The organism is Giesbergeria giesbergeri (assembly GCF_054779375.1).
Genome location: NZ_BAAGYJ010000007.1, coordinates 104,006 through 128,566, shown reverse-complemented (window position 1 = coordinate 128,566; position 24,561 = coordinate 104,006). Strand labels below are relative to the sequence as shown.

The 24,561-nt window shown below is 56.3% G+C and carries 21 protein-coding genes; 1 reads left to right on the top strand and 20 read right to left on the bottom strand.

Annotated features, from left to right (window positions below; genetic code table 11):
- Positions 1-6: 6 nt before the first annotated feature.
- The 14 genes from ACYVB2_RS12095 to ACYVB2_RS12030 form a co-directional block, all read right to left on the bottom strand.
- Positions 7-2,712: a DUF4118 domain-containing protein gene (locus tag ACYVB2_RS12095; RefSeq protein ID WP_382433303.1), complete on the bottom strand. Its 2,706-nt coding sequence runs from the start codon at positions 2,710-2,712 to the stop codon at positions 7-9.
- Positions 2,713-2,723: 11 nt separating this feature from the next.
- A complete protein-coding gene (locus ACYVB2_RS12090) occupies positions 2,724-3,689 on the bottom strand; it encodes a magnesium and cobalt transport protein CorA (protein WP_382433281.1) in 966 nt (321 codons plus the stop codon).
- Between the two features lie 150 nt (positions 3,690-3,839).
- On the bottom strand, positions 3,840-4,457 hold the full coding sequence (kdpC, locus tag ACYVB2_RS12085; protein WP_382433279.1) for a potassium-transporting ATPase subunit KdpC: 618 nt from the start codon (positions 4,455-4,457) through the stop codon (positions 3,840-3,842).
- A 14-nt stretch (positions 4,458-4,471) separates the two neighbouring features.
- The gene (locus ACYVB2_RS12080; RefSeq protein WP_460536711.1) at positions 4,472-5,176 is read right to left on the bottom strand and encodes a TorF family putative porin; all 705 of its coding nucleotides are present in this window, start codon (positions 5,174-5,176) and stop codon (positions 4,472-4,474) included.
- A gap of 22 nt (positions 5,177-5,198) precedes the next feature.
- Positions 5,199-7,265: a potassium-transporting ATPase subunit KdpB gene (kdpB, locus tag ACYVB2_RS12075; RefSeq protein ID WP_382433275.1), complete on the bottom strand. Its 2,067-nt coding sequence runs from the start codon at positions 7,263-7,265 to the stop codon at positions 5,199-5,201.
- Positions 7,262-9,061 (bottom strand): potassium-transporting ATPase subunit KdpA, encoded by a 1,800-nt coding sequence (gene kdpA / locus ACYVB2_RS12070; RefSeq protein WP_382433273.1) that lies wholly within the window; start codon positions 9,059-9,061, stop codon positions 7,262-7,264. The genes kdpB and kdpA overlap by 4 nt, the downstream gene beginning before the upstream one ends.
- Positions 9,058-9,150: a K(+)-transporting ATPase subunit F gene (gene kdpF / locus ACYVB2_RS12065; protein WP_382433271.1), complete on the bottom strand. Its 93-nt coding sequence runs from the start codon at positions 9,148-9,150 to the stop codon at positions 9,058-9,060. Before kdpF ends, kdpA begins: the two co-directional genes overlap by 4 nt.
- A gap of 184 nt (positions 9,151-9,334) precedes the next feature.
- The gene (locus ACYVB2_RS12060) at positions 9,335-10,819 is read right to left on the bottom strand and encodes a DEAD/DEAH box helicase (protein WP_382433269.1); all 1,485 of its coding nucleotides are present in this window, start codon (positions 10,817-10,819) and stop codon (positions 9,335-9,337) included.
- A 43-nt stretch (positions 10,820-10,862) separates the two neighbouring features.
- Entirely contained in the window at positions 10,863-11,738 is an 876-nt protein-coding gene (gene ypfJ / locus ACYVB2_RS12055) for a KPN_02809 family neutral zinc metallopeptidase (RefSeq protein WP_382433267.1), read from the bottom strand.
- Between the two features lie 23 nt (positions 11,739-11,761).
- Positions 11,762-12,334, bottom strand: a complete 573-nt coding sequence (gene dcd / locus ACYVB2_RS12050; protein ID WP_382433265.1) for a dCTP deaminase — start codon at positions 12,332-12,334, stop codon at positions 11,762-11,764.
- A 45-nt stretch (positions 12,335-12,379) separates the two neighbouring features.
- Complete coding sequence (guaD, locus tag ACYVB2_RS12045) at positions 12,380-13,690, bottom strand: guanine deaminase (RefSeq protein ID WP_382433263.1); 1,311 nt, start codon at positions 13,688-13,690, stop codon at positions 12,380-12,382.
- A gap of 60 nt (positions 13,691-13,750) precedes the next feature.
- Complete coding sequence (locus tag ACYVB2_RS12040; protein WP_382433261.1) at positions 13,751-14,464, bottom strand: substrate-binding periplasmic protein; 714 nt, start codon at positions 14,462-14,464, stop codon at positions 13,751-13,753.
- A gap of 30 nt (positions 14,465-14,494) precedes the next feature.
- Positions 14,495-15,967 (bottom strand): methyl-accepting chemotaxis protein, encoded by a 1,473-nt coding sequence (locus ACYVB2_RS12035; RefSeq protein ID WP_382433259.1) that lies wholly within the window; start codon positions 15,965-15,967, stop codon positions 14,495-14,497.
- 498 nt (positions 15,968-16,465) lie between these two features.
- Positions 16,466-16,720 (bottom strand): hypothetical protein, encoded by a 255-nt coding sequence (locus tag ACYVB2_RS12030; RefSeq protein WP_382433258.1) that lies wholly within the window; start codon positions 16,718-16,720, stop codon positions 16,466-16,468.
- A gap of 162 nt (positions 16,721-16,882) precedes the next feature.
- Here ACYVB2_RS12030 and ACYVB2_RS12025 point away from each other — a divergent pair, with 162 nt between their 5' ends.
- Complete coding sequence (locus ACYVB2_RS12025) at positions 16,883-17,416, top strand: phasin family protein (RefSeq protein ID WP_382433256.1); 534 nt, start codon at positions 16,883-16,885, stop codon at positions 17,414-17,416.
- Positions 17,417-17,434: 18 nt separating this feature from the next.
- On the opposite strand, the gene ACYVB2_RS12020 is transcribed toward ACYVB2_RS12025, so the two are convergent.
- The 6 genes from ACYVB2_RS12020 to ACYVB2_RS11995 form a co-directional block, all read right to left on the bottom strand.
- On the bottom strand, positions 17,435-18,304 hold the full coding sequence (locus ACYVB2_RS12020; protein ID WP_382433254.1) for a CheR family methyltransferase: 870 nt from the start codon (positions 18,302-18,304) through the stop codon (positions 17,435-17,437).
- A 7-nt stretch (positions 18,305-18,311) separates the two neighbouring features.
- Complete coding sequence (locus ACYVB2_RS12015; protein WP_382433252.1) at positions 18,312-18,824, bottom strand: chemotaxis protein CheW; 513 nt, start codon at positions 18,822-18,824, stop codon at positions 18,312-18,314.
- 11 nt (positions 18,825-18,835) lie between these two features.
- The gene (locus ACYVB2_RS12010) at positions 18,836-21,025 is read right to left on the bottom strand and encodes a methyl-accepting chemotaxis protein (protein WP_382433250.1); all 2,190 of its coding nucleotides are present in this window, start codon (positions 21,023-21,025) and stop codon (positions 18,836-18,838) included.
- 28 nt (positions 21,026-21,053) lie between these two features.
- Entirely contained in the window at positions 21,054-23,297 is a 2,244-nt protein-coding gene (locus ACYVB2_RS12005; RefSeq protein ID WP_382433248.1) for a chemotaxis protein CheA, read from the bottom strand.
- A 22-nt stretch (positions 23,298-23,319) separates the two neighbouring features.
- Positions 23,320-23,688 (bottom strand): response regulator, encoded by a 369-nt coding sequence (locus ACYVB2_RS12000; RefSeq protein ID WP_382433246.1) that lies wholly within the window; start codon positions 23,686-23,688, stop codon positions 23,320-23,322.
- Between the two features lie 219 nt (positions 23,689-23,907).
- Entirely contained in the window at positions 23,908-24,549 is a 642-nt protein-coding gene (locus ACYVB2_RS11995) for a pseudouridine synthase (protein WP_382433244.1), read from the bottom strand.
- Between the last annotated feature and the right edge of the window lie 12 nt (positions 24,550-24,561).

Genomic DNA, 24,561 nt, shown 5'->3' with positions numbered 1-24,561 from the left:
TGTCATTTATATTTTAATACCTGTGCCATCATCCTGTGGAGGGTTGCCACAGGGAAGCACCATCACAAAACGTGCCCCTACTACCCTAGAATTTTCATGCCTATTATGAGCAGCAATATGACCTCCGTGTGCTTCAACAATGGCGCGACAAATAGCTAATCCCAAACCAACACCAGGGGTGGTTGTCTCACGCTGGCCACGCTCAAATTTATCAAATAACAATTCTTCTTTTCCAGGAGGTAGTCCTGGGCCACTATCGTCAATATCAATCACCACCTCCCCACTCTTTAGCTTAGCATTAATGGTGACGGGGCTGCCCTCAGGGGTATATTTGGCAATATTCTCTAACAGGTTGACCCATACCCGCTCCATCAATACGGAGTCTAAGTGCAGTAATGGCAAATCTTCTGCCAAATGGATCTGAATAGGCCGCCGTGCCATCATGGCTGCACAGGCAGTTAAGGCGCAGCCAATCACTTCGTCCAAGGGCTGCCAAGCACGGTGGAGGTGGACAGTGCCTCCTTGCAATCTGGCCATATCGAGCAGATTGTTGACTAGCGCACTCATGCGCAAGGCCGAGTTTTTGATCGAATCCACGATCTCATGCTGTGCCCGCTCGACTGCGGGTAACATCATGAGCAACGCCTCTGACAGACCAACCAAAGAAGCCAGAGGGGTTCTAAGATCATGAGAAATGGCCGATAGCAAGGAGTTGCGCAAGCGTTCGGATTCGATCTGCACTGTGCTCTTTTGCGCCATCTCAATGTAGTGAATTCGCTCCAGTGAGATCGCCAACAGAGAAGCGCAGGTGTCCAGGAGTCGCCGTTGTTCTGGCCCCAACAACCGCGGATCGCCTAGCTCCAGTGCCAACACCCCCCGCACCCGCATCGGGGCTTTGAGTGGCAACACCAGACAACCGGTCGAAGGCAGGGTATCGGTTCCTAAACCGGCGGCCTCGGCACGATCAAACGCCCACTGCGCTACCCCCATATCGACGGTGGCATTGCCACCCGGAAGGGCTTCCAGATGGTCTTGCTCGTCTGCCGCCAACAATGTCGAACGGGCTTGAAACTCAGAGGCCAGAAAACGGGCACCAATCTCGGCCACCTGCTCTGAGAGGAGGGCTGCCGACAGATCGCGGGACATCTCATACAAACTTCGTACTCGGTGTTCACGCTGGGTAGCTGCCTCTGCCTGAACTTTCAGGCCCGCCGTGAGTTGACCTATCACCAGTGCCACCACCAACATCACAGCAAATGTGACGAGATATTGAACATCACTGACAGCAAACGAGAAGCGTGGGGCGACAAAAAAGAAATCAAACAGCAAGACCCCCAGAAAAGCAGCCAAGACCGCCGGCCCACGACCAAAACGTAAACCAACACCCACCACTGCTAGCAAGAACAGCATGACAATATTGCTCAGTTCAAGCACGTTGCTCAACGGGCTAATGAGCAATGCCACCATGACACAAGCCATAGCGGCGGCAGCATAATCTGACCACGCTATTGGGGCTGCCTCTAACGCCCGCAGTTTCTGCTCAGAAGGTGGCGTACGAACTGCCCCCTGTGGGAGAGCAACCTGCAAGACATCCAGATCGTCGGCCTGTTGTATCAGAGCATCCACCAAGGGCCGCTGCCAAGGCCAGCGCCGATGGCTGCGACGGCCCAATACGAGGCGAACCAAGTTTTGCTCCCGGGCATAACGCACCAAAGCAACCGCAGTATTGGTATGAGAGACAGTGGCTACAGTAGCCCCCAACTCTTGGGCCAATTTGAGCACCCGCAGTGCTTGCTCGTGCTCTCTATCGAGGCTCTGATTCTGTCCAAGCGGCTCGACGTGCAAGGCATGCCAAGGCACGTCCAACTGTGCCGCCATCCGTGCGCAGGTGCGTACCACTTTCTCGTCTTCAAGCCCTGAGCCCACACAGGCTAACAAAGCCTCACGGTTAGGCCAGACAGGCTTGACCAAGCTGGCACGACGATAGGCACGCATCTCGTCGTCCACCCGGTCGGCGGTGCGCCGCAACGCCAGTTCACGCAAAGCCAGCAAATTGCCCTTGCGGAAAAAGTTGGCTGCCGCCTGCTCCGCCTGCTTTGACAAATACACCTTACCCGCCTTGAGGCGTTGTAGCAATTCGTCAGGGGGCAGATCTACCACTACCACTTCATCAGCAGCGTCAAAAAGACGATCAGGCACGGTTTCCCAAACCCTAATGCCCGTGATACCACTGACAATATCGTTCAGACTCTCCAAATGCTGCACGTTCATCGTTGACCATACATCAATGCCCGCGTCTAGTAGTTCTTCAGCATCCTGCCAACGCTTGGGGTGCCGAGAGCCGGCCACATTGCTGTGGGCCAGTTCATCAAGCAACACCAGCGCCTGGGGCTGCCCAACGCCAAACGCTAGGGCGGCATCGAGATCAAACTCTGGCAATACCCGATCTCGGTACAGCACCTGACGCAATGGCAGGCGGGGCAAATGCTCGGCCATGACCTCAGTATCTAAACGACCATGGGTTTCCACCACACCAATGATGACCGGCACCCCCTCGGCTTTGGCGGCATGGGCTGCCGCCAACATCGCATAGGTTTTTCCAACCCCTGCATTGGCACCAAAGAAAATCTTGAGGCGCCCCCGATGGGCCTGCCCCTCCTCCTGCAGCATCCGGGCCAGCAGGGCATCCGGATCTGGACGCTGTTCTTCCATAACAGGCATGGCTACAACCAACCAATACGCCGAAAGCGCCAATACAACACACCGATTGCGCTGAAAATAATCAACAAGGCTACCGGGTAGCCATACTCCCACTTCAACTCAGGCATTCTTTCAAAGTTCATACCCCAAACTCCAGCCAAGGATGTAGATACACCAAAAATGGCCGCCCAAGCTGCCAATTTTTTGGTTGTTTCGGACTCCTCAATCGTCACCATAGACAAATTTACCTGGATGGCTGTAGCAATGGTTTCACGAATGGAGTCAATCGTTGAATTGATTCTCATCAAGTGGTCGTGGACGTCACGAAAATACTCTTGTGTTCCAGAAAAAGCCACAGGCACCCTCCCCCCATGCAGTTTTCCAGTAACTTCGAGCAACGGAGATACTGCATGACGCATAGTAGTAGCACGGCGCTTGAGTGCATACAAACGCTCAATATTGCCACGTGCAGCATTTCTATCAAAAATACGAGTTTCAATATCATCTAACTCGGTTTCAATAGCATCCAGTAATGGAAAATAACGATCCACCACGGCATCCATCAGCGCATAACAGACAAAACCAGCACCATGCTGCAACAAATCTGGTTCTCGTTCACAACGTCCACGCACCCCAAGAAAATTTTGCTGGCTGCTATTGCGTACGGAAAGAACAAAGTTAGTCCCCACAAAAATAGCTACCTCCCCTACCTGTACCTGATCCTGCTGGACTTCCAGTAACTGCATCACAATAAAGACGATGCCGCCATACTCTTCTATCTTGGGGCGTTGGTGTCCATTGCGTGCATCTTCTACCGCTAATTCGTGCAGCCCAAACTCTTCTTGCATCAGCTGCAACTCGGCATGGGTGGCATCACGCAATGCGACCCAGACAAAACATTCTGGTTTTTCTACCCAGATGGAAATATCTTCGATAGGAATATCTGCCAATTTTTTTCCATGGTGATAGGCCACGCAATTAATCAGCATATAGTTTCCTCTGAATTAGCACTTTTTATGATGCTCTTGTAGATGCTTGGGCGGTGCTTGGCGTCGTACCAACCATGCAGCCCACAGCGCGGGTAAGAGGACTGTACCTAAACCCAACAGTACCCCCCAAAGATCCAGCATGGTCTCTTTTTAAGGCGTGACTTGGGCATCCAGCGCCAGATTCAGTGGCAGCACATGAACGCGTGATTCGCCCAGTACCCCTAGCCAAGGGCCTTGTGTATGCTGAGCCACCAATGCTTGCACTTGGGTCGGTGATAGATTGCGCGCACGCGCTACCCGACTAACCTGAAACTCGGCAGCTGCCAAGCTGATATGTGGATCCAATCCACTGGCCGATGCTGTGACCAAATCAACAGGAATCGACTGGGTATTGCTCGGATCGGCAGCGCGCAAGGTGGCGATCCTGGCCTGGACTGCCTCAGTCAGGTTGGGATTAGATGGCCCTAAATTAGAACCACCCGACGCTGCCGCGTTGTAGGTCATGGGAGCAGTGGCTGAGGGTCGTCCCCAGAAGTAGTGGGGGGCGCTGAAATTTTGTCCTATCAATGCAGAGCCGACCACCTGATCATGCACTTGAATCAGACTGCCATTAGCCGCATGTGGAAACAACTTCTGGGCAAGGCCCGTGACGGCGAATGGATAGAGCAACCCTGTCACCACTGACAGTACAGCGAAGAGGGTGAATGCAGGCCGCATAATGCCAGGGGCCGTATCGGTGTTTGCCAATCGGTTAGATTGCGATGTCATGAAAGCCTCTTCGATCAGAAATTGATCTTGGTACCCACTACAAGACGGCCTCGGCCCAAATTCCTGCCATCGGCTGCCGTGTAAGCATGGCTATCGGTGCCCAGCCATGTGAGACTGAACAACAGGCCACGAATATCTTTGGTTAAAGTGAGTGCATAGTCGGCGTAGGAATATGTACTGTTATTGCGCACGATCTGGTAGCCAATGTGTGGCGTCAGTGTCATACCCTTATCTAAATCTAGCGTAGCACTCAGATCAAGATAGCTGCTGCCACGGCTGCGATCAAAGCCAAACAGATTTGTGGCGCTTCGGAAATACTTGGCGCTGAACATGCCCATACTGAGTCCCCCATAAACTTCAGTGGTGTTGGGACTAATCGATAGACCAGCAGAAGGATATTGGTAACGCAGTACGCCAACATCATAGCCAAGGCCAGGTGAAATTTCACCTTTGTAGCCCCCATAGAAGTCAAACTCTGAGGGAGCATCACCACCAGAATTTTTGATCCAGCGGATAGTGGATGCCCAGGCTCCCAGATAGAGGCCTCCATCGCTGAAGTCAACGCCTGCCTGAACAGCAGGTTTCCAATGGGTTTGCGATATACCACGATAACGGTACTCACTCACGACACTGGCATTGAAAGTGAGATCTGCATGGGCCACGATGGGGCTTGCCAGCACAACCACAGCCAAGGAAAAACGAGATACGATTTTTGTCATGGGAAAGATATGAGGAATTTTGTCAAACCAGACCAATAAAAGCCAATGCCATATCAATCAGCTTGATGCCAACAAAAGGAACGATCATGCCACCGAGACCGTAGATCGCCAGATTGCGTCGTAACAGTACTGCCGCGCCCACAGCACGGTATGGAACGCCCTGAAGTGCCAAGGGGATCAGAAAGATAATAATCAAGGCGTTGAAAATCACCGCTGATAGGATGGCAGAGTTAGGGCTAACCAACTGCATGACGTTCAGTGCAGACAACTGTGGATAGGTGCCCACAAAAGCGGCGGGCACGATGGCAAAATACTTGGCAATATCGTTGGCAATGCTGAACGTAGTCAGGGAGCCGCGCGTCATGAGCATTTGCTTGCCAGTCTCCACAATCTCAATCAGTTTGGTGGGGTTGCTGTCGAGATCGACCATGTTGCCCGCCTCTTTGGCCGCTTGGGTGCCAGTGTTCATAGCGACCGCCACATCAGCTTGGGCCAGGGCTGGAGCGTCGTTGGTGCCATCGCCTGTCATGGCCACCAACCGACCGGCACTCTGGTAATCACGAATCAGCTGGAGCTTGGCCTCGGGTGTGGCCTCGGCCAGAAAATCATCCACCCCAGCTTCCGCAGCAATGGCCGCTGCCGTCAGGCGGTTGTCACCTGTCACCATCACGGTTTTGATGCCCATACGGCGCAACTCGGCAAACCGCTCCTTAATGCCCCCCTTGACAATGTCCTTCAACTCCACGATGCCCAGCACCTTACTGCCATCGGCCACTACCAGTGGAGTGCTGCCCCGCCGTGAGACATCGTCTACCAATGCTTGTAGAGAGGCTGGGAAGTGCCCCCCCAGAGATTCCACATGGTTGCGGATAGCCAAGGCAGCCCCTTTGCGCAAGCTGCGTTCACCAGCCATATCGACACCACTCATCCGAGTTTGAGCGGTAAAGTGAACAAACTGGGCCTGTAACGCGGTGATGTCGCGTTCGCGCAACTGAAACTTCTGCTTAGCCAGCACCACGATACTGCGCCCCTCAGGGGTCTCGTCCGCCAAGGAAGCTAACTGGGCAGCATCAGCCAAATCGATCTCCTTGACGCCCGGTGCTGGCAGGAAGGCACTGGCCTGACGATTGCCCAAGGTGATGGTACCGGTTTTGTCCAGCAGCAGCACATCGACATCGCCTGCCGCTTCTACCGCCCGCCCAGAGGTGGCAATCACGTTAGCCTGCATCATGCGGCTCATACCAGCCACCCCGATGGCACTGAGCAACCCAGCAATCGTGGTGGGGATCAAGCAGACCAGCAAAGCAGCCAGCACCACCAAACTGACCGGCTCCCCAGTACCACTGGCACTGACAGAAAATTGCGAAAAGGGCAGCAAGGTGACTACGACCCCCAAGAACACGATGGTCAATGCCACCAACAAGATGGTGAGCGCGATCTCGTTGGGTGTTTTCTGGCGTTTGGCGTTCTCCACCATAGCGATCATCCGATCGACGAAGGTTTCACCTGGATTGACCGTGACACGAGCTACGATCCAATCGGAGAGTATCTGCGTGCCGCCAGTGATGGCACTGAAATCGCCACCCGACTCCCGAATCACGGGGGCCGATTCGCCAGTAATGGCACTTTCGTCTACCGAAGCAACCCCAGCAATGACTTCCCCATCAGCGGGGATGGTGTCTCCAGCCTCTATCAGTACTAGATCACCTCGTCGCAGCATGTCGGCCTCTAGCGGCAGCCATTGTATTTGTGCACGCTCCATGTCCGGGCGAGAAGCTGCATCGAGTTTCTTGGCCCAAGTTGTCTTTTTAAGACCTCGCAATGATGCGGCTTGCGCCTTGCTGCGGCCTTCGGCCAAAGCCTCGGCAAAATTAGCAAACAAGACAGTAAACCACAGCCACAGGGCCACTGCCACCGTAAAGACAGTAGGATCATCCCAAGCCAAAGCAGTGGTGAAGGCACTGCCCACATACACAACAAACATCACAGGGTTGCGCCACTGGATTCGGGGATCGAACTTCCTTAGAGCATCCCACAACGCAGGGCGCATGAGGGCAGGGTCTAACAGGGTAAGCTTTTTGCGTGTCATACGGCTTGGCTCCACAACATTAGGTGCTCAACCACAGGCCCCAGTGCCAAGGCAGGCACGTAATTGAGCAATCCGACCAACAACACCATGCCGATGAGCAGTGCGACAAACAGCGGCCCGTGAGTAGGCAGGGTGCCTTCGGTGGCTGTGAGGCGTTTTTTTGCGGCCAGTGATCCAGCAATGAGCAGTACCGGAACGATGATGCCAAACCGCCCCAACCACATGGCTACAGCCAGCAACACGTTGTAGAAGGGGGTATTGGCAGACAGGCCCGCAAAGGCACTGCCGTTGTTGTTGGCGGCTGAACTCAAGGCATACAAAATCTCACTGAACCCATGTGGGCCAGGATTGGCAATGCCTGCACGGCCTGCCTCTGTCATCACTGCCAATGCGGTTCCGAGCAGCACCAACAAGGGCGTCACTAGGATGGCTATAGCCACCAGTTTCATCTCTACCACTTCGATCTTCTTACCAAGGTACTCTGGTGTTCGACCAATCATCAAGCCAGCAATGAATACGGCCAAAATAGCAAACAGAAGCATCCCATAGAGACCCGAGCCAACGCCACCAAAGACCACTTCACCCAGTTGCATCAGGATCAGCGGCATGGCCCCCCCCAAAGGAGTAAAACTGTCGTGCATGGCGTTGACCGCCCCGCAACTGGCAGCGGTGGTGATGATGGCAAACAATGTGGAAGCATTGATGCCAAAACGCACCTCTTTGCCTTCCATGTTGCCGCCAGACTGGGTGCTGCTAGGGCTTTGGTCGATGCCCAGCCCCGCCAGAACTGGGTTGCCCTGTTGCTCTGCCACTGTGGCAGGAATAACAAAGGCGATAAACAGTATCGCCATGGCGGCCCATACGGCCCAGCCTTGACGCTGGTCAGACACCATGCGACCAAACACAAAACACAAGGAAGCTGGAATCAAAAAGATGGCCAGCATTTGCAGGAAATTGCTCAGCGGTGTCGGGTTTTCAAAGGGGTGGGCAGAGTTGGCGTTAAAGAAACCGCCACCGTTGGTACCCAGCATCTTGATAGCCAATTGGGAGGCCACAGGCCCCATGGCTATGGTCTGTACCGCGCTGCGCTGCTCTTGCAGCAGCGGCTGGCCTTGCGCATCTACCATAGGCTGCCCTTCGGGGCCCAGTTGTGGCGCTTGCCAAGTCACAGGCTCTAACGTGGTCACCTCTTGATAGGGCGACAGGTTTTGTAAAACCCCCTGACTGACAAACACCAAAGAGAACACCAGCGACAATGGCAACAAAATCCAGAGCGTCACCCGGCTCAGGTCTACCCACACATTGCCAATGGTCTGCGCTGAATGGCGGGCAAAGCCGCGTATCAAGGCCAGCACCACCACGATACCGGTGGCAGCAGACAGAAAGTTCTGTACCGTCAACCCTAGCATCTGCGTGAGATAGCCCATAGAGGACTCGCCACCATACCCCTGCCAATTGGTGTTGGTGACAAAACTGATGGCGGTATTGAATGCCGAGTCTGGGCTGATGGCCACCATTGCTTGCGGATTGAGGGGCAGATAGGCCTGCCACCGTTGCAGCCCATACACGGCCAATACCCCCAAGCCATTGAACACCAGAAGCCCCAGAGCATAACGGTAGGCATTGCTCTCCCGTTCTGCTCGCACCCCCAGCAAGCGCCATAGTGGCGCTTCCAGCTGCTGTATCCAGCCCACACGGCCAGAGAGAACGGCGTCTATATAATGCGCTAAGGGCCAAGACAGCGCCAGCAGCACGGCCAAGAAAACGGCCAGTTGAATCCACGCACCGGAGGTCATGAAAAGTCCTCTGGGTGCAACAGGGCTGCGATCAGATAAACCAACAACCCGCCAGAGAGCACCAGTGCCCACAATGCCCAGCCGGTCATGTGCGCTGCTCCTGTGTCACCAGGCGGAGACCACCTCTTAATAAACCGTAGGCCAACAGCCAGAGCGTGCCGGCCAGACCCAAATAAAAAGCATCCATCTCTTCCTCCTATGGAGATAACTCCATGTTAGGAAAGATGGCATCAAGATAGTCTCAAGAAAGAACTACAGAATACCAAGAAAGCATCAAGGGACTGTGGTGTCGTTGGACAGTTCGATACAGGTGCTACCTAGATCCATAGTGGGGGCTGGCACCACCGGTTTAAACAAGGCTGCCAACTTGCGCTTGGACTTGATGTTGGTGGACTGACCACGCACCGCAGAGGTACGGGGGGCGGCGTCCCATTGTGGCACTGCCGTGGCTGGTGAGGCCTCGTAAGGTTTGTCGAAAAAGGGATCGCGCGAGGCCACTGCGGGCCGAAAACCACCACGCTGGAGGGGCGAGCGGGCCGCAGCACCACGATCGGGGCGCTCGTAGCGTTCAGAACGGCCTTCTGTGTAGCGGCTGGGCGGACGCTCGGTGCGCACCTCGTCCAACACCAGTGTCTCAACGTCGAGCTTGGTTTTGAGCAGTTTTTCGATGTCAGCGACCAAACGGTTGTCACTGCCCGACACCAGCGTGACGGCCAACCCGGATGCGCCCGCACGGCCCGTGCGACCAATGCGGTGTACGTAGTCTTCCGCGTTGAACGGTACATCAAAGTTGAATACCGCTGGCACATCCTTGATGTCGAGACCGCGTGCAGCCACGTCGGTACAGACCAGCAAATCGACTTCACCTTGCTTGAAGGCATCGAGCGCCTTGAGGCGCTCATCTTGGCTTTTGTCGCCGTGCAGTGCGGCCGTTTTTAACCCTTCGCGCTCTAGGCTGCGGGCCAAGCGGCCACAGCCGAGTTTGCTGTTGACGAAGATGAAGGCCTGCTTGATGCCACGGGTTTTGAGCACTTGGTGGATGATGCGGCGCTTGTCGTCATCGGTGGCGGCATAAAAACGCTGCTCGACGGTGGAGGCTGTCTGGTTGGGCCGTGCCACTTCGATGGTGATGGGGTTTTGCAGGTAGCTGCCCGCCAGCCGCTTGATTTCGGGCGAGAAGGTGGCAGAAAACAGCAAGGTGGTGCGCTGCTGGGGGAGGTAGCTCAGGATGCGCTGCAAGTCGGGCAGAAAACCGATGTCGAGCATGCGATCGGCTTCGTCTAGCACCACGTATTCCACCTGGTTGAGCACGGCGTTCTTGGCCTCGATATGGTCTAGCAAGCGCCCTGGGGTAGCCACCAACACCTCGACGCCTTTTTTCAGCTCTATGGTTTGGGGCTTCATGTCCATGCCACCAAAGACCACCGCGCTGCGCAGTTTGGTGTATTTGGCGTAGAGCGCAATTTGCTGGGCCACCTGATCGGCCAGCTCACGGGTGGGCAGCAGCACCAAGGCCCGCACCGGATGGCGGGCTGGGGAGGTGGAGGCGTTTTCGTGCTGGAGCAGGCGTTGCAGCAGGGGCAGCGAGAACGCCGCCGTTTTGCCGGTGCCGGTTTGGGCGGCACCCATCACGTCCTGTCCGGTCAATACCACCGGGATGGCCTGCGCTTGGATGGGTGTCATGGACTCGTAGCCCATTTCGGCCACGGCACGCGCCAGCGGCTCGGCCAGCGATAAATTGGAAAAAGAACTTGTCATTGAGCCTGCAATTGTCGCACCAGCGCCGGGAAAACGGTGCTGGCTAGAGGCTACGTGCTGAAAAAGTGTCGCAACCTTGCACTTTCCCGTTTTGCAGCCCCTGCTGGAACCAGCGCACACGCTGGGCGCTGCTGCCGTGGGTGAAGCTGTCGGGCACCACACGGCCTTGGCTGCGTTGCTGCAGAGCATCGTCGCCAATCTTGGCGGCGGCATTCATGGCCGCTTCGATATCGCCCTGCTCCAAAATTTGCCGTGCTGATTGGGCATGGTGCGCCCAAACACCGGCCAGGCAGTCGGCTTGGAGTTCCAGCCGCACCGAGAGCTGGTTGTATTGGACTTGGTTGACGCGCCCGCGCTGGCGATCTACTTCGTCACTGATGCCCAGCAGATGCTGGACATGGTGGCCCACTTCGTGGGCAATGACGTAGGCTTGGGCAAACTCGCCAGGTGCCCCCAGATCGCGTTTGAGGGTTTCGTAAAAGGCCAGATCGATATAAACCTTTTGGTCTGCTGGGCAATAAAACGGCCCCATCGCCGCCTGCCCCGTGCCACAGGCGGTGGGGGTTGCCCCCCGAAACAGCACCAGCTTGGGCTGTTGGTAGCGGCTGCCACCTTGGCGAAACACGTCAGTCCAGACGTCTTCGGTATCGGCCAGCACGGTGGATACAAACTGGGCCATGCGGTCATCGGCCGGAGGGCGCTGTGCTGGGGTGTGTGGTTGCACTTGCGCCGGAGGCGTGCCACCACTGAGCAACCCCAGTACGGTGAGCGGGTTGATGCCCAGCAACCAACCTGCCAGCAAAGCCACCACGATGGTGCCAATACCGATGTTGCGGCCACCAAGCACCGGCTGACTGCCGCCTGAGTGATGCCGCCGGTCTTCAACGTTGTCGGATTGGCGGTTGCCTTCCCATTTCATGGTGCGCCTCCGGGACAGAAAACTCAGGCGCGCGGCAAAGTGACGCCGTGCTGACCCTGGTATTTACCGCCACGGTCTTTATAGCTGGTTTCGCACACGTCGTCTTTGTCGCTCTCGAAAAACAAGACCTGCGCACAACCCTCACCGGCATAAATCTTGGCAGGCAACGGTGTGGTGTTGGAAAACTCCAGCGTCACATAGCCTTCCCATTCTGGCTCGAAGGGCGTGACGTTCACAATGATGCCGCAACGGGCGTAGGTGCTTTTGCCCAAGCAGACCGTGAGCACATTGCGCGGAATGCGAAAGTACTCTACCGTGCGGGCCAAAGCAAAGCTATTGGGTGGGATGATGCAAGAATCACCATGAAAATCGACGAAGCTTTTTTCGTCAAAATTTTTAGGATCGACCACCGTGCTGTGGATGTTGGTGAACACCTTGAATTCTGGGGCGCAGCGGATGTCGTATCCGTAACTGCTGGTGCCATAGCTGATGACTTTCTGACCATCCACTTGGCGCACTTGTCCTGGCTCGAAGGGTTCGATCATGCCGTGCTCGGCCGCCATGCGGCGTATCCATCGGTCGCTTTTGATGCTCATGGTGGCTCCTGTGAAAACTACGATTTTGATAGCTACTGACTCTTATCAGTCCAGCATGGGTTGGTATTTTGCTTGAGAAATGATGACGCGCTCTATCACACGGTCATCGCCCAGCACTATCAATGCGAACAACAGCTCCTCTAGGCTGGCCGCCTGTGCCGTGCGCCGGGCCAACAAAGCAGTGGCCTGCGGATTGAGCACCACAAAATCGCCCTCACAGCCCGGCAGCAAATTACCTACTACACCGGCCAAGCCCAACGCTCGCGCAGCCCCTGCCGTGTGCAACCACCACAGATGCGTTGGTGACAAACTAACGCCCGGCTTGGTCTGGCACTCTCGCCCCGTGCCATAGGCAGCCAGCATGGTCTTGAATGGCGAAAAACTCGTGCCCGCCCCCACATCACTGGCCAGGGCATAAGCCACCCCCGCCCGCATGGCTGCGGCAAAATCAAAAAAGCCACTGCCTAAAAACCAATTGCTACTGGGGCACACCGCCACGGCCGTGCCGCTCACCTGCAACAAGGCCCGATCTGCATCGTCTATATGAATGCCGTGGGCCAACACCGCCCGCTCACGCAACAAGCCAAACTGCTCGTACACCGACAAATAACTGCGCGCCTGCGGAAACAACGCCCGCACCCAAGCCACCTCATCGCGGTTTTCGGCCACATGCGACTGCACCCAAACCTGCGGATAACGCGCTGCCAGCTCCCCAGCGCCGCGCAATTGTTCAGGCGTGCTGGTAGGGGCAAATCGCGGCGTGATGGCATAACCCAAGCGATCGACACCATGCCAATGCTGCAACAGCCTCTCGGTATCAATCAGGCTTTGCAACGTATGGTCACGCACCCCATCAGGCGAATGCCTGTCTTGTAGCACCTTGCCTGTGATCAGGCGCAGCTGCAAACGCTGTGCCTGATCAAACAAAGCCTGTACCGAGGCCGGATGTGAGGTGGCAAACACCAGCGCCGTAGTCACACCATGGCGCAGCAACTCTTGCAAAAAAAACGCCGCCACCTCGGCACTGTGCTGTGGCTCGGCAAAGCGGGATTCTTGGGGAAAGACATACCGCTCCAGCCAAGGCAACAAGCTCGCAGCAGGCGAGCCGATCACATCGGTCTGCGGATAATGCACATGCACATCCACAAACCCCGGCGCCATGATCCGGCCAGGCCAATGCGTTACGGGCTGGTCGGCATACTGTGCAGCCAGCGCCTGCCAGCTACCCGCCGCTTGTACCCGCTGGCGCCCGGTGGCATCTGGGCCAATGGCTAACAAGCCGTCCTCGTCATAGAGCGCCCTGCCATCCGCCGCAAAACGGAGCAAGGCGGCACGAAACACCGACACAGGCGGCATATCAACAACCTCCCACCTCAGCCGCAGCAAACCCCCCGTCTTATGCCAACGGGGAACACCTCACTTCGTGGCTTCTTCTTCGTAACGTTTGACCAGCTTATCGAGCTCACCAGACTCCTTCATGGCCTTGATGGCCGCAGAAATCTTGGGCGCCCAATCCTTCTTGGCCGGATTGAGAGAGTGGTAAAGATCCAAACGCGCAATCTCGGCCACTTGCCCAATATCGGTCAGACCCATCTTTTTCAACACAATCGGGCCGCTGATGCCTTCATCGATCACCACGTCAATACGGTCACCATCGAGCATCTTGTAAAGCTGCTCATACGAAGCCGCCAACTGCACCCCCGGCACGCCCTCGGTGGCTGCCTCACCGTGGGCAATACCCCGCACAATGCCCACCTTGTATTTTTTCAGGTCTTCCTTCGACTTGATCACCACATTTTTGCTTTTCTTGGCAAAAGCTGCCGAAGACAGGTAGTAATGCGAAGGCTCCACCTTGATCAACGTTGGGTTCTTGACAAAATAAGCGCCAATACGCCCGGCCTCGCCATCCTTCTCCCCCGACAAAGCCATCGCATTGGCCCGCACACCCGGCACAGGCACCGCATTGGCCGTCATCCCTGCCTTTTTATAAATGTCGGCAATCAGCTTGCCTGCCACCGTCTGCCCCACCGCATTTTCGTTGTAGACCAATTGGGCGGTTTGTGCCCAAACCGACGAGCCAACAGTCAGGGCAGCCGCCGCAGCCAAAGTAGAAACCAAACGCTTCATCATGGGTAAACTCCTTTATCAGGGTGGGAAAAACTAGCGCAACGCCAGCAAACGGGAAGAGGAGGCCGACTCCGACAACCTGAACACACTCACCGCCTGCGCCAAATGAGACGCTTGGGTCTGCATAGAGCCAGCTGCTGCCGCAGCCTCCTCCACCAATGCGGCATTTTGTTGGGTGTTGTTGTCAATCTGGCGGATAGCCTCATTGATCTGGCTAATGCCCAAGGTTTGGGCATCGGTGGCGGCATGAATCTCAGCCATGATGCCCGTGACTTTGCTCACACTGTCCTCAATGTCGGTCATGGTAGAGCCTGCTTGGTCTACCAACCTAGAGCCAATGCCCACATTGGCTACCGACTCATCAATCAAGCCCTTGATTTCTTTGGCCGCCGCCGCAGAGCGCCCGGCCAAGCTGCGCACTTCAGAGGCCACCACGGCAAAACCACGCCCCTGCTCACCTGCGCGTGCGGCCTCCACCGCTGCATTGAGCGCCAAAATATTGGTTTGAAAGGCGATGCCATCGATCACGCTGATGATGTCCACAATTTTGCGCGACGACGCATTGATGGCCCCCATCGTCTGCACCACCTCTTTCACCACGGCACCACCACGCGCGGCCACTTCGGCAGCAGCCCCCACCATCTGGTTGGCCTGCTGGGCGCTGTCGGCATTTTGTCGCACCGTGTTGGTAATCTCATCCATAGAGGCCGCCGTCTGCTCCAACGAGCTGGCCTGAGACTCGGTGCGGGCCGACAAATCCATATTGCCCCGCGCAATCTCTTCAGAAGCATGCGAGATCGTGCCCACGCTTTGGGTAATCTGCACCATGATCTTTTGCAAGCGTTCAACAAAGGTATTAAAGCCCTCCGCCACATCATTGAACTCATCGGTATTGGCACGGGGCAGGCGGCGGGTCAAATCGGCATCGCCTTGCCCAATCTCGCGCAGAGCATGGCCCACATGGGCCAGTGGGTTGAGCACCATCGAATTGAGGATGGAAGACAGCGCAATCACAATCACCACATCCAAAATCAACACCTGCAACAGTGCGCGCAACAGCTCTTGCCCCAAGGCTTCGCGGATTTCTTCGGTAGACACATAAATGACGGCTTTACCTACCGGGTTGGCCTTGCCACCATCGTGGAAGAACAGCTCCACCTCCTTAGAAAAATCTGCGGCTGGAGGCTGGGTGGCCGCAACAGTCTTGCCATCGCCCCCACGCGAGACCCCCCCAAGCACCTTTTGACCACTGGTGATGATGATGCCGTTGAGGAAGCTGGCCGACATTTCAGAATCCAGATTCTTGCTCAACTGCTCGCTGTCAAAACTCCACAACAAGCTAGGAAGATTGGTAGACAGCCGTTTGAGCGCCATTTCTACCTGATGGGCATTATTACGCTCTAGAGTAGATTTAGTTCTGAAGTAACTGACCGCACTGAACGCCAACAACAGCACGGAAATAATGACAACGAACAAAACATTCAGCCGCAGTTTAATGCTGGTCATCTTCATCTTAAAAATCTCATTCTGAAATTGCAGCCGTTTGCCACGGGTGCCAAGCCCATTAAGCAACACCCATGATACACAAAGAGAGATGGCTTTTTTGCACCAGCAGCGGCACCACCAATACGGGCAATCCCCACCCCACCACAGCAGGACACCCGCACCGCACCACCACTGGGCACCTTGGGTCATTGTCATATAGGCACTGCAAATGCCCCATGAACCTCTGGTGCCAAGACAGCTTATACCATGCGCTACAGCCAGCGCCTAGAAGAGGGTGCCCAATGTGCAAGTTTGGGGCCAAGCATAGAGCACGCCCATAAGCACAGCGCAGGCCGTGGCGCACTTCAGAAAATGAGCCAATGAGAGAAAACCAATCGGCATCGCCATCCAGATGCCACAAAACAAAAAAACGCAACAATAAACCAATTCAGCTAAAAATGCATTCATCACTATCCAGATGGCACGGATAGGCCGTTGAATGCACCGACTCGGCAACGCTCATTGGTTATGTATTTCCTCAATATACAAGGCACTGGCTAATATTTTAACTTTGCTGGCATAGTATCGATCCAGACGCCATTCTTTGATGATTTCAACCGCAGTTTCAAAGTTTTTGTAATCCAGCTCATAGAGTCTATGCATATTGAAGCTGGTATTTTTTTCCAACGACAACACCAGTTCAGAAAAAATAGTAGCAGCAACAGAATCCATTTCTCTTTGAATGATCTTTTGTGCTTTCTTTATGGCAATCATTGTGAATCCTTACAAATTGTCATACTCATGAACAACGGGGTGACTCAACAATTCTAGCAGCATTTTTACCTTATGTTGCAGCGCAACATTAATGCTCTGCTATTCACATAAATGTCATATTTGACTTCTACATTGATAGCTTCCATTTCACCCCAGATCACCATGCCCAACACCGTCCGCTCGCTCTTTACCCCCGCCGAACCCTTTGCATTTGTTCAGCACATTACACGCAAGGCCTGTGAAAGCCTGGTGCAAATTGCCACACTGAATGTCCAAACCGCACAAAGTGCCTTGAGCGAACAAACCCAGCACTGGAACAAACTGCTCCAAGTGCAACGCCTAGAAGAATTCACCGCCTTACAAGCAAGTGCGGTGCAACCCCTGACCCAGCAAGCCAGCCACTACGGTCAAGAGCTGTACCAAATTGCCAACCACCTCGGGCAAGAATGGCATCAGCACTCCAACAACCGGCTTGGTGATGTGCAAAACCATTGGGCACAGGCACAAAACCAGATCAGCACCGTACTCAAAAACATGCCTGTAACGGCGCAGGTGTTCAGTGCCAGCATGAAAAACCGTTTGGCATCGGCCAACGAAGCCGTCAGCGCCCTGCAACAGGTGGTGACACAGGCAGGTGATGCCGCCCAAGCCAATTTCTTGGCGGCGGCCCAAAGCAGCCTGCCTGCAACCGCCTGAGCGCGCGCGCTGCGCTGGTCAGACTTTGGGTCTGACCAGTGGCAAGGACGAGGCGCGGCGGTAAATACTGGGCAAATGTTGCACCAATGCCTGAGTCACGCCCTTCAAAGACTCGGAATGCCCTACGATCAAATAACCGTCCTCGCGCAAAAATGGCAGCAAGTTGGCAATCACTTTCTTCTTGGTTTCCAAATTGAAATAAATCAGCAAATTTCTGATCAATATCACATCAAATTGGCCCGTCACCGATGCAGGGGCCAATAAATTGCAGTGTAAAAACTGCACCCGCTGGCGCAATTCTTTAGTTACCAACAAAGTACCATCTTGCTCCCGTATCCCTTTGCGGCAGTATTTTCGCAATAACGACAACGGAATCCCTTCTGTCCGGGTCAGTGGGTAATGCCCCCCTTGGGCAGTAGCCAACACCTTGGTACTGATGTCTGTGCCCACCACCTCCCAAGGGCGCTGCCCCAGCGTCTCGGCCAAAACCATCGCCGCAGTGTAGGCCTCTTCACCACTGGAGGCCGCCGCACTCCACACCCGAAACCCATCACGGTTTTGACGCGGGCGTTGCGCAGCACACTGTTGCAAAAAATCAAAATGCCGAGGCTCACGAAAAAAATAGGTCTCGTTGGTGGTGACCAAATTGATCATAGCCTGCAACTCACCCGCATTTTTGCGCTTCATCAGGTAGTCAAAATACTCTGTAAAGCTCTTGCACCCCAAGGCCTGCACCCGCCGGGCCAAACGCCCCACCAGCAAATCCTTTTTGGCCTGAGACAGGCTGATACCCGTCATCTGAAAAATCAGCGTCTGAAAAGCCGCGAACTCCTTACCCGAGAGCTTGGTCAACAGCGGCGGCAAAGGCATACACAAGGGATGGGCCATAGCAAACTCAGCGCATCTGCCCCATGACCGCCACTTCGGGCAGCCACAGCAAGCGCGCCAGTTGCAGCAAGACAATGAACTGCCCCGCCATTTTGCCCATCGCCTGCACAAAATCCCGGCGCAAAGGAGTGCCAAACTCTGGTGGTGGCTGCCTGTCGGCTTCTGCCAACTCCAGCACCTGCGAGACCGCATCAACCACCAGCCCCATCTTGTAGCCCGGCGGTGCCTGCTCACTGTCGGGCAACTCCACAATCACGATGCAGGTGCGCTCGGTCACTGGGCTGACCGGGCGGCCCAAACGCACTGCCAAATCAATCACTGGCACCACGGCACCACGCAGGTTAATCACCCCGCGAATCAGCGGGGGCACCAAGGGCACTGCGGTCAAATCGCGGTACTGGAGGATCTCGCGGATGGCCTCAATCCCCAGCCCGAATATTTCCTGCCCCACCTGCACCGTCAAATACTGCTGTGGCCGTACGGCCCCCCCCGATGCCACAGAGACTGTCTCCATCAACATGACCATCCGCCTCAAAACGACACAAAATCGGCTTCATCGGCACTGCTCATCAGCGCCGGTGCTGGCGCCAAGGCAGGAATACCGCCAGACACCCGAGGCACCCTGTTGGGTGCTGCGCTGGCCCAACGGCTGATGTGGGCCTCGTTACCAGCCACCACAAAAAAAGCCATGACCTCTTGCAAATTGGCAGCCTGTGAAGACATCTCCTCCGCCGTAGCGGCCAACTCCTCTGAGGCGCTGGCGTTTTGCTGGGTGATCTGGTTGAGCTGGCCCATCGCCACATTGATCTGACCAGCACTCACGCTCTGCTCTTGCGAGGCCGCAGCAATCTCTTGCACCAAATCAGCCGTCTTTTGGGTAGCGGGCACAATTTCGTCCAACAAAGTGCCCGCCCGTTCGGCCATGCCCACGCTGTTCACCGCCAATTGGCTGATTTCTTGCGCCGCCACTTGAGAGCGCTCGGCCAACTTGCGCACCTCTGCCGCCACCACCGCAAAGCCCCGGCCATGCTCGCCCGCTCTGGCCGCCTCAATAGCGGCATTGAGCGCCAGCAAATTGGTTTGGTAGGCAATGTCATTGATGATGCTGATCTTGCGGGCAATCTGTTGCATGGCCCCCACCGTCTCTGTGACGGCCTGCCCCCCTTCTGTAGCCCGCTGGCTGCCTTGGGCCGACATGCCATCGGCCACCTTGGCGTTGTCGGTGTTTTGCTGGATCGATACCGCCATCTGGTTCATGGCCGCCGAGGTCTGCTCCACCGATGCCGCCTGCTCGCTCGATGCCTGGGCCAGTGCCTGCGAGGTGGCCGACACCTGGGCCGTGGCCGACACCAAATTGGCAGCCGTGGTGCTCACCTCCACCATCGCCTGCGAGAGCTTCTCGACCGTGTTGTTCACCACACCTTTGAAATCCTGCAAATCGCCCCGGTAGTCGCCCTTGACCTTGCGCGTCAGGTTGCCACGCTCCATCTCTTTGAGCACCGCGACCGCCTCATTGACCGGCAGCACGATGCCATCGAGTGTCTGGTTAATCCCCTGCACAATCTTGCGAAAGTCCCCTTGGTGCCGCCCTGCATCGGCACGGGTAGATAGCTGCCCCTGTGCAGCCGCGTGGGCCAACATGGTGGCATCGGCCACCAAGGCCTGCACAGCATCCATACAGGTGTTGAGGTTGTTCTTGAGCGTATTGAAATCGCCCTGGTAGGTATCGGTAATGCGTGCAGGCACATCCCCCTGTGCAATGCGCTCAACATACCCCGCCGCCACATGCAACGGGCCAATCACTGCGTCCAAAGTCTGGTTGACACCTTGCACAATTTTGCGAAAGTCTCCCTGATGGCGGGACTCATCGGCCCGGGTCGATAGCTTGCCCTCTACCGCCGCCTTGATCAGCAACTGTGCATCGGCAGCCATGCCATGCACTGCCGCGTGCAAACTGCGCATGGCCTGCGCCAACTGCCCTATTTCATCCTGGCGTTGCAAGGTCACAGGACGGCTGAAATCCCCTTGGGCCATCTGTTCCACACTGTGCAGCAATTGGTGTGTTGGCCCGGTAATGCTGCGGGTAATCCAAGCTCCCGACAACACACTGAGCACCACCGCCGCCGCGCCCAGCCCCACGATGAGCCAGTGGGTTTCATTGGCTTCACCCATGGCATGCACGCCCATTTGTCGTGCCATCTGCGTTAGCAAGGTCAGCAAACTGTCCACACTCTGCACATAGGCATTTTGGGCCTCTAGGGCTGGCCCCAACAGCTCCACGGCAGCCTCTTCGGGCTTGTTGGCGCGCAACAGCGTTACCACCTTTTTTTGAGCTTCGCGGTAGAGCTTGCGCACCTCGGCCACTTTAGCCAATTGCTGTGCCTCCTTGGGCTCGGTGAGCACCGCTTCCAGTTGCCGGTAGCGGTCGGCAATTTGGTCGCCGGTGGTAGCCAGCTTATCAAGCTGGGTCTGCATATCGGCATCAGCGTGCAACAGAGCGTAGACCATTGCACCATTGAGCGTGCGGGCCTGCAAATTGATCAAATCGATCATCTCATTGGCCAGCACCACCTCATTGAGCTGCTGATTAGACAAAGACTCCACATCTTTGCTGATGGCCCCGATGCGGCCCACCCCCACAGCAGCAATTGCCAACAAAAAGGCCAACGCCAGCGCAAAGCCCAGCCCCAGCCGCGTCCCGATCTTGAGGTTTCCGAACATATTCTTGGAACTTCCTTGGTTGAACTTCTTATGCCATGCTCACTTCGTGGCTGCCCAGACCGATGCTGTCGTCATGGCGCCCTGCCGCCGTGGCCAACAACTGCGGCACATCCACAATCAATGCGACCTGACCGGTGCCCAGAATGGTGAAACCACTCATACCCGGCAAACCGTGAAACACCGGCCCCAACGGGCGGATCACTGTTTGGTATTCACCGTGCAAGGCATCGACCATCAAGCCTGCACGGTGCCCACCGCAACGCACCACCACCACGTTGTGGCGGGCTTGCGTCTCTTGTGGCGCCACCGTGGCAAAACCCGCAGGCAACGCTGGGGCTTCTGACAGGCCAAACAACGACCGCAAACGAATCACGGGCAACCATTGATCACGCAAGTGCAATACGTCGTGACCGGGAGCCGCTTGCATAGCCTGCGGCGTCAACTCGATGCACTCCTCCACCATCTCCAGCGGAATGACCAAAGCCGCATCCCCCACGGTGACCAAAAACCCGTCGATGATGGCCAGCGTCAATGGCAAGCGAATGCGGATAGTGGTGCCAGCTCCCTCCACACTCTGAATGTCGATGCTGCCGCGCAGGGCAGTGATGTTGCGGCGCACCACATCCATCCCCACGCCCCGCCCCGACAGGTTGTTGACCTGCTCGGCAGTAGAAAAACCGGGCTCAAAAATAAGCTGCTGTATTTCTTGCTCGGTCAATGCTTGGTCGGGGCGCACCAACCCGCGCTCCACAGCCTTGGTCAAAATACGCTGCTGCGACAGCCCGCCACCATCATCCGACACCTCAATCAAGATGCTGCCCGAGTCATGGCAGGCATGTAAGCGCACCCGGCCCTGAGCCGGTTTGCCACGGGCCACCCGCACCGCCACCGGCTCAATGCCGTGGTCAATGGCGTTGCGCACCAGATGGGTGAGCGGATCACCAATCTTCTCGATCACCGTCTTGTCCAACTCGGTCTCAGCGCCGCTGATTTCCAAGGCAATGTCTTTACCTATCTCCTGCGACACTTCGCGCACCACACGCTGAAACTTATTGAATGTGGCCCCAATTTGCACCATGCGCAACTGCAAAGCCGAGCCACGCACCGACTCCACCAACCGCGCCAGCACCGAAGCCGACTCCTGCAACGCGGGCAAGCCGCTGTGTGCCACTGCCAGATGCAGGCCTGCGCTGGCAATAATGAGTTCACCAATCAAGTTGATATGTGCATCCAACGTGTCTGCGTGGACACGAATCAACGCCACCTCTGCCGATTTGGCCGCCTGTGGCAGCACACCAGCAACCACCGATTGCGATGCCTTAGAAGCCCCAGCCTCCACAGAAGGCAGCACAGCGGCAGATGCAGAGGGCAATGGTGGACACCACAGCGCCAGCTCCTCTGGGCTCAGGGTGCCACACCCTTGCAGTGCCTGCCTCCAAACAGCCACATCCGGGGCGTCAGGCAGGGCGTGGTGGTAATCTTGGAGCGGGCTGTGCGGCGGCACGATGCCCACCTGCGCCCCCTCGCGCACAAACTCAAACATGCTGTCAATGGCCTGTGCAGCCAGAGCACTCTGGTAGCGAATGGCAAACCCAAGGTAGCAAGCCTCCGGGTCCATCTGCGTCATGTCTGGCAATTCGTCACTCAGCGTGACCATGCCCACTATGCGCCCTTGACTGTTCAGACAGTGCAGCAATGCCAGCGGGTCTATGCCATCGCGCAGCATGTCCGGGCCACAGCGCAAAAAAATATGCCAGTCGCTGCTGGCCGCCCGTGGCGTGGCTGTGCCATCTTGGCTGGCCGTGGCCTTGGGGCCGGTGGCTCGCCGGGCCAACGCCGACACAATGGCCGCATCATCCAAGGGATGTGGGTGGGTGGGCGCAGGCACACTGCAAGTTTGCAATGCCTGCATCAGCTCCACGCTGCGGGCATGTACGGCGGCACTGGGTGCCGTACCCCCGGCCACATGGTCAATCAATGCGCCCACATGGTCACGCACCTGCAACAACAGCGCCACCAACCCGCTAGAAAATGGCAACTGACCGGCACGCACTTGGTCGAGCACATTTTCGGCATGGTGGGTAAACGTCACCAGATGATCTAAGCCAAACAAGCCGGCCGACCCCTTGATAGTGTGGGCCGCACGAAAAACGGCATGTACCAGCTCGGCATCTGCCGGAGACTGCTCCAGTTGCAGCAACGCCTGCTCCATGCCTTCGAGTAGCTCACGGCTCTCGATGATGAAAGTCTGGAGAATTTCATCAAGGTTCATACTGGGTTGGCTCCGCAATCGGTCAGGGTGCAATCAGCCTAGACACCACCGACACAATTTGCGCGGGCTGAAAAGGCTTGTTCATCCAGGCCTTGGCACCCGCCGCCCGGCCTCTTTCTTTAGAGGCTTCGCCCGATTCTGTGGTCAGCATCACCACCGGCGTAAAACGATAGGCCGGAATCTGCTTGGCTGCCTTGACAAACGAGATGCCATCCATGCGCGGCATATTCACATCACTGATCACCAAATGGATCTTTTTGCCATCCAGCTGCTCCAGCGCCTCCTGCCCATCGCTGGCCTCAATCACCTCAAAGCCCACACCCCGCAAGGCAATGCGCACCACTTGCCGCAGAGAGGCCGAATCGTCAACGATCATGATGGTCTTGGACATGGATAACTCCAATCAAAGCTGCTGTAGCACCTGAAGTTAGCGGCCGTTTGTGACACTGGTATGCACAGACAGCCAGCGTAGAAAACAACGCCCCCCAACCATGACGTCTTGGCGCACCACTAACCGGCAGGTACAGCATATTAAATGAGAATCATTTACATTTTTAGCGGCACTCCAATACCCATACCCCGTCTCGGGCCACCCAGCTCCAAACGGTGCTTACTCTGGGGCAGGTGCCAACACAGCGGGCACTTCACGCCACTGGCCCGGCTCTAGCCCATCCAATGCCCACGGGCCAATGCGCACACGCACCAAGCGCAATGTAGGCAAACCCACCGCTGCCGTCATGCGGCGCACCTGCCGATTACGACCCTCGCGAATCACCAACTCCAACCAAGCCGTAGGAATATGCTGGCGAAACCGCACCGGGGGGTTACGCTCCCACAATGTAGGAGGCTCTAGGCTGCGCACTTGGGCAGGCAATGTGAGGCCATCGTTCAACAACACTCCGCTGCACAGTTGTTGCAATTGCGCCTCGGTAGGGATGCCTTCTACCTGCACCCAATAGGTTTTTGCCAATTTGTGCCGAGGGTCGGCAATGCGGGCCTGTAAGGCACCATCATTGGTCAGCAAAAGCAAGCCCTCGCTGTCTCGATCCAAACGGCCTGCCGGATAAACACCAGGCACATCCACCCAATCTTTCAGGGTAGCGCGGCCCTCGCCACCACTGAACTGGGTTAACACATCAAAGGGTTTGTTGAGCAACAGCAGGCGGGGCTGAACAGGTGCAGACCGGGGCAACCGCCGTGGTGGCGGCCCGCCACGGCGCCGAGCAAACGGGCGTGGGGCAGAGGTCACCATGCACCCACTGGC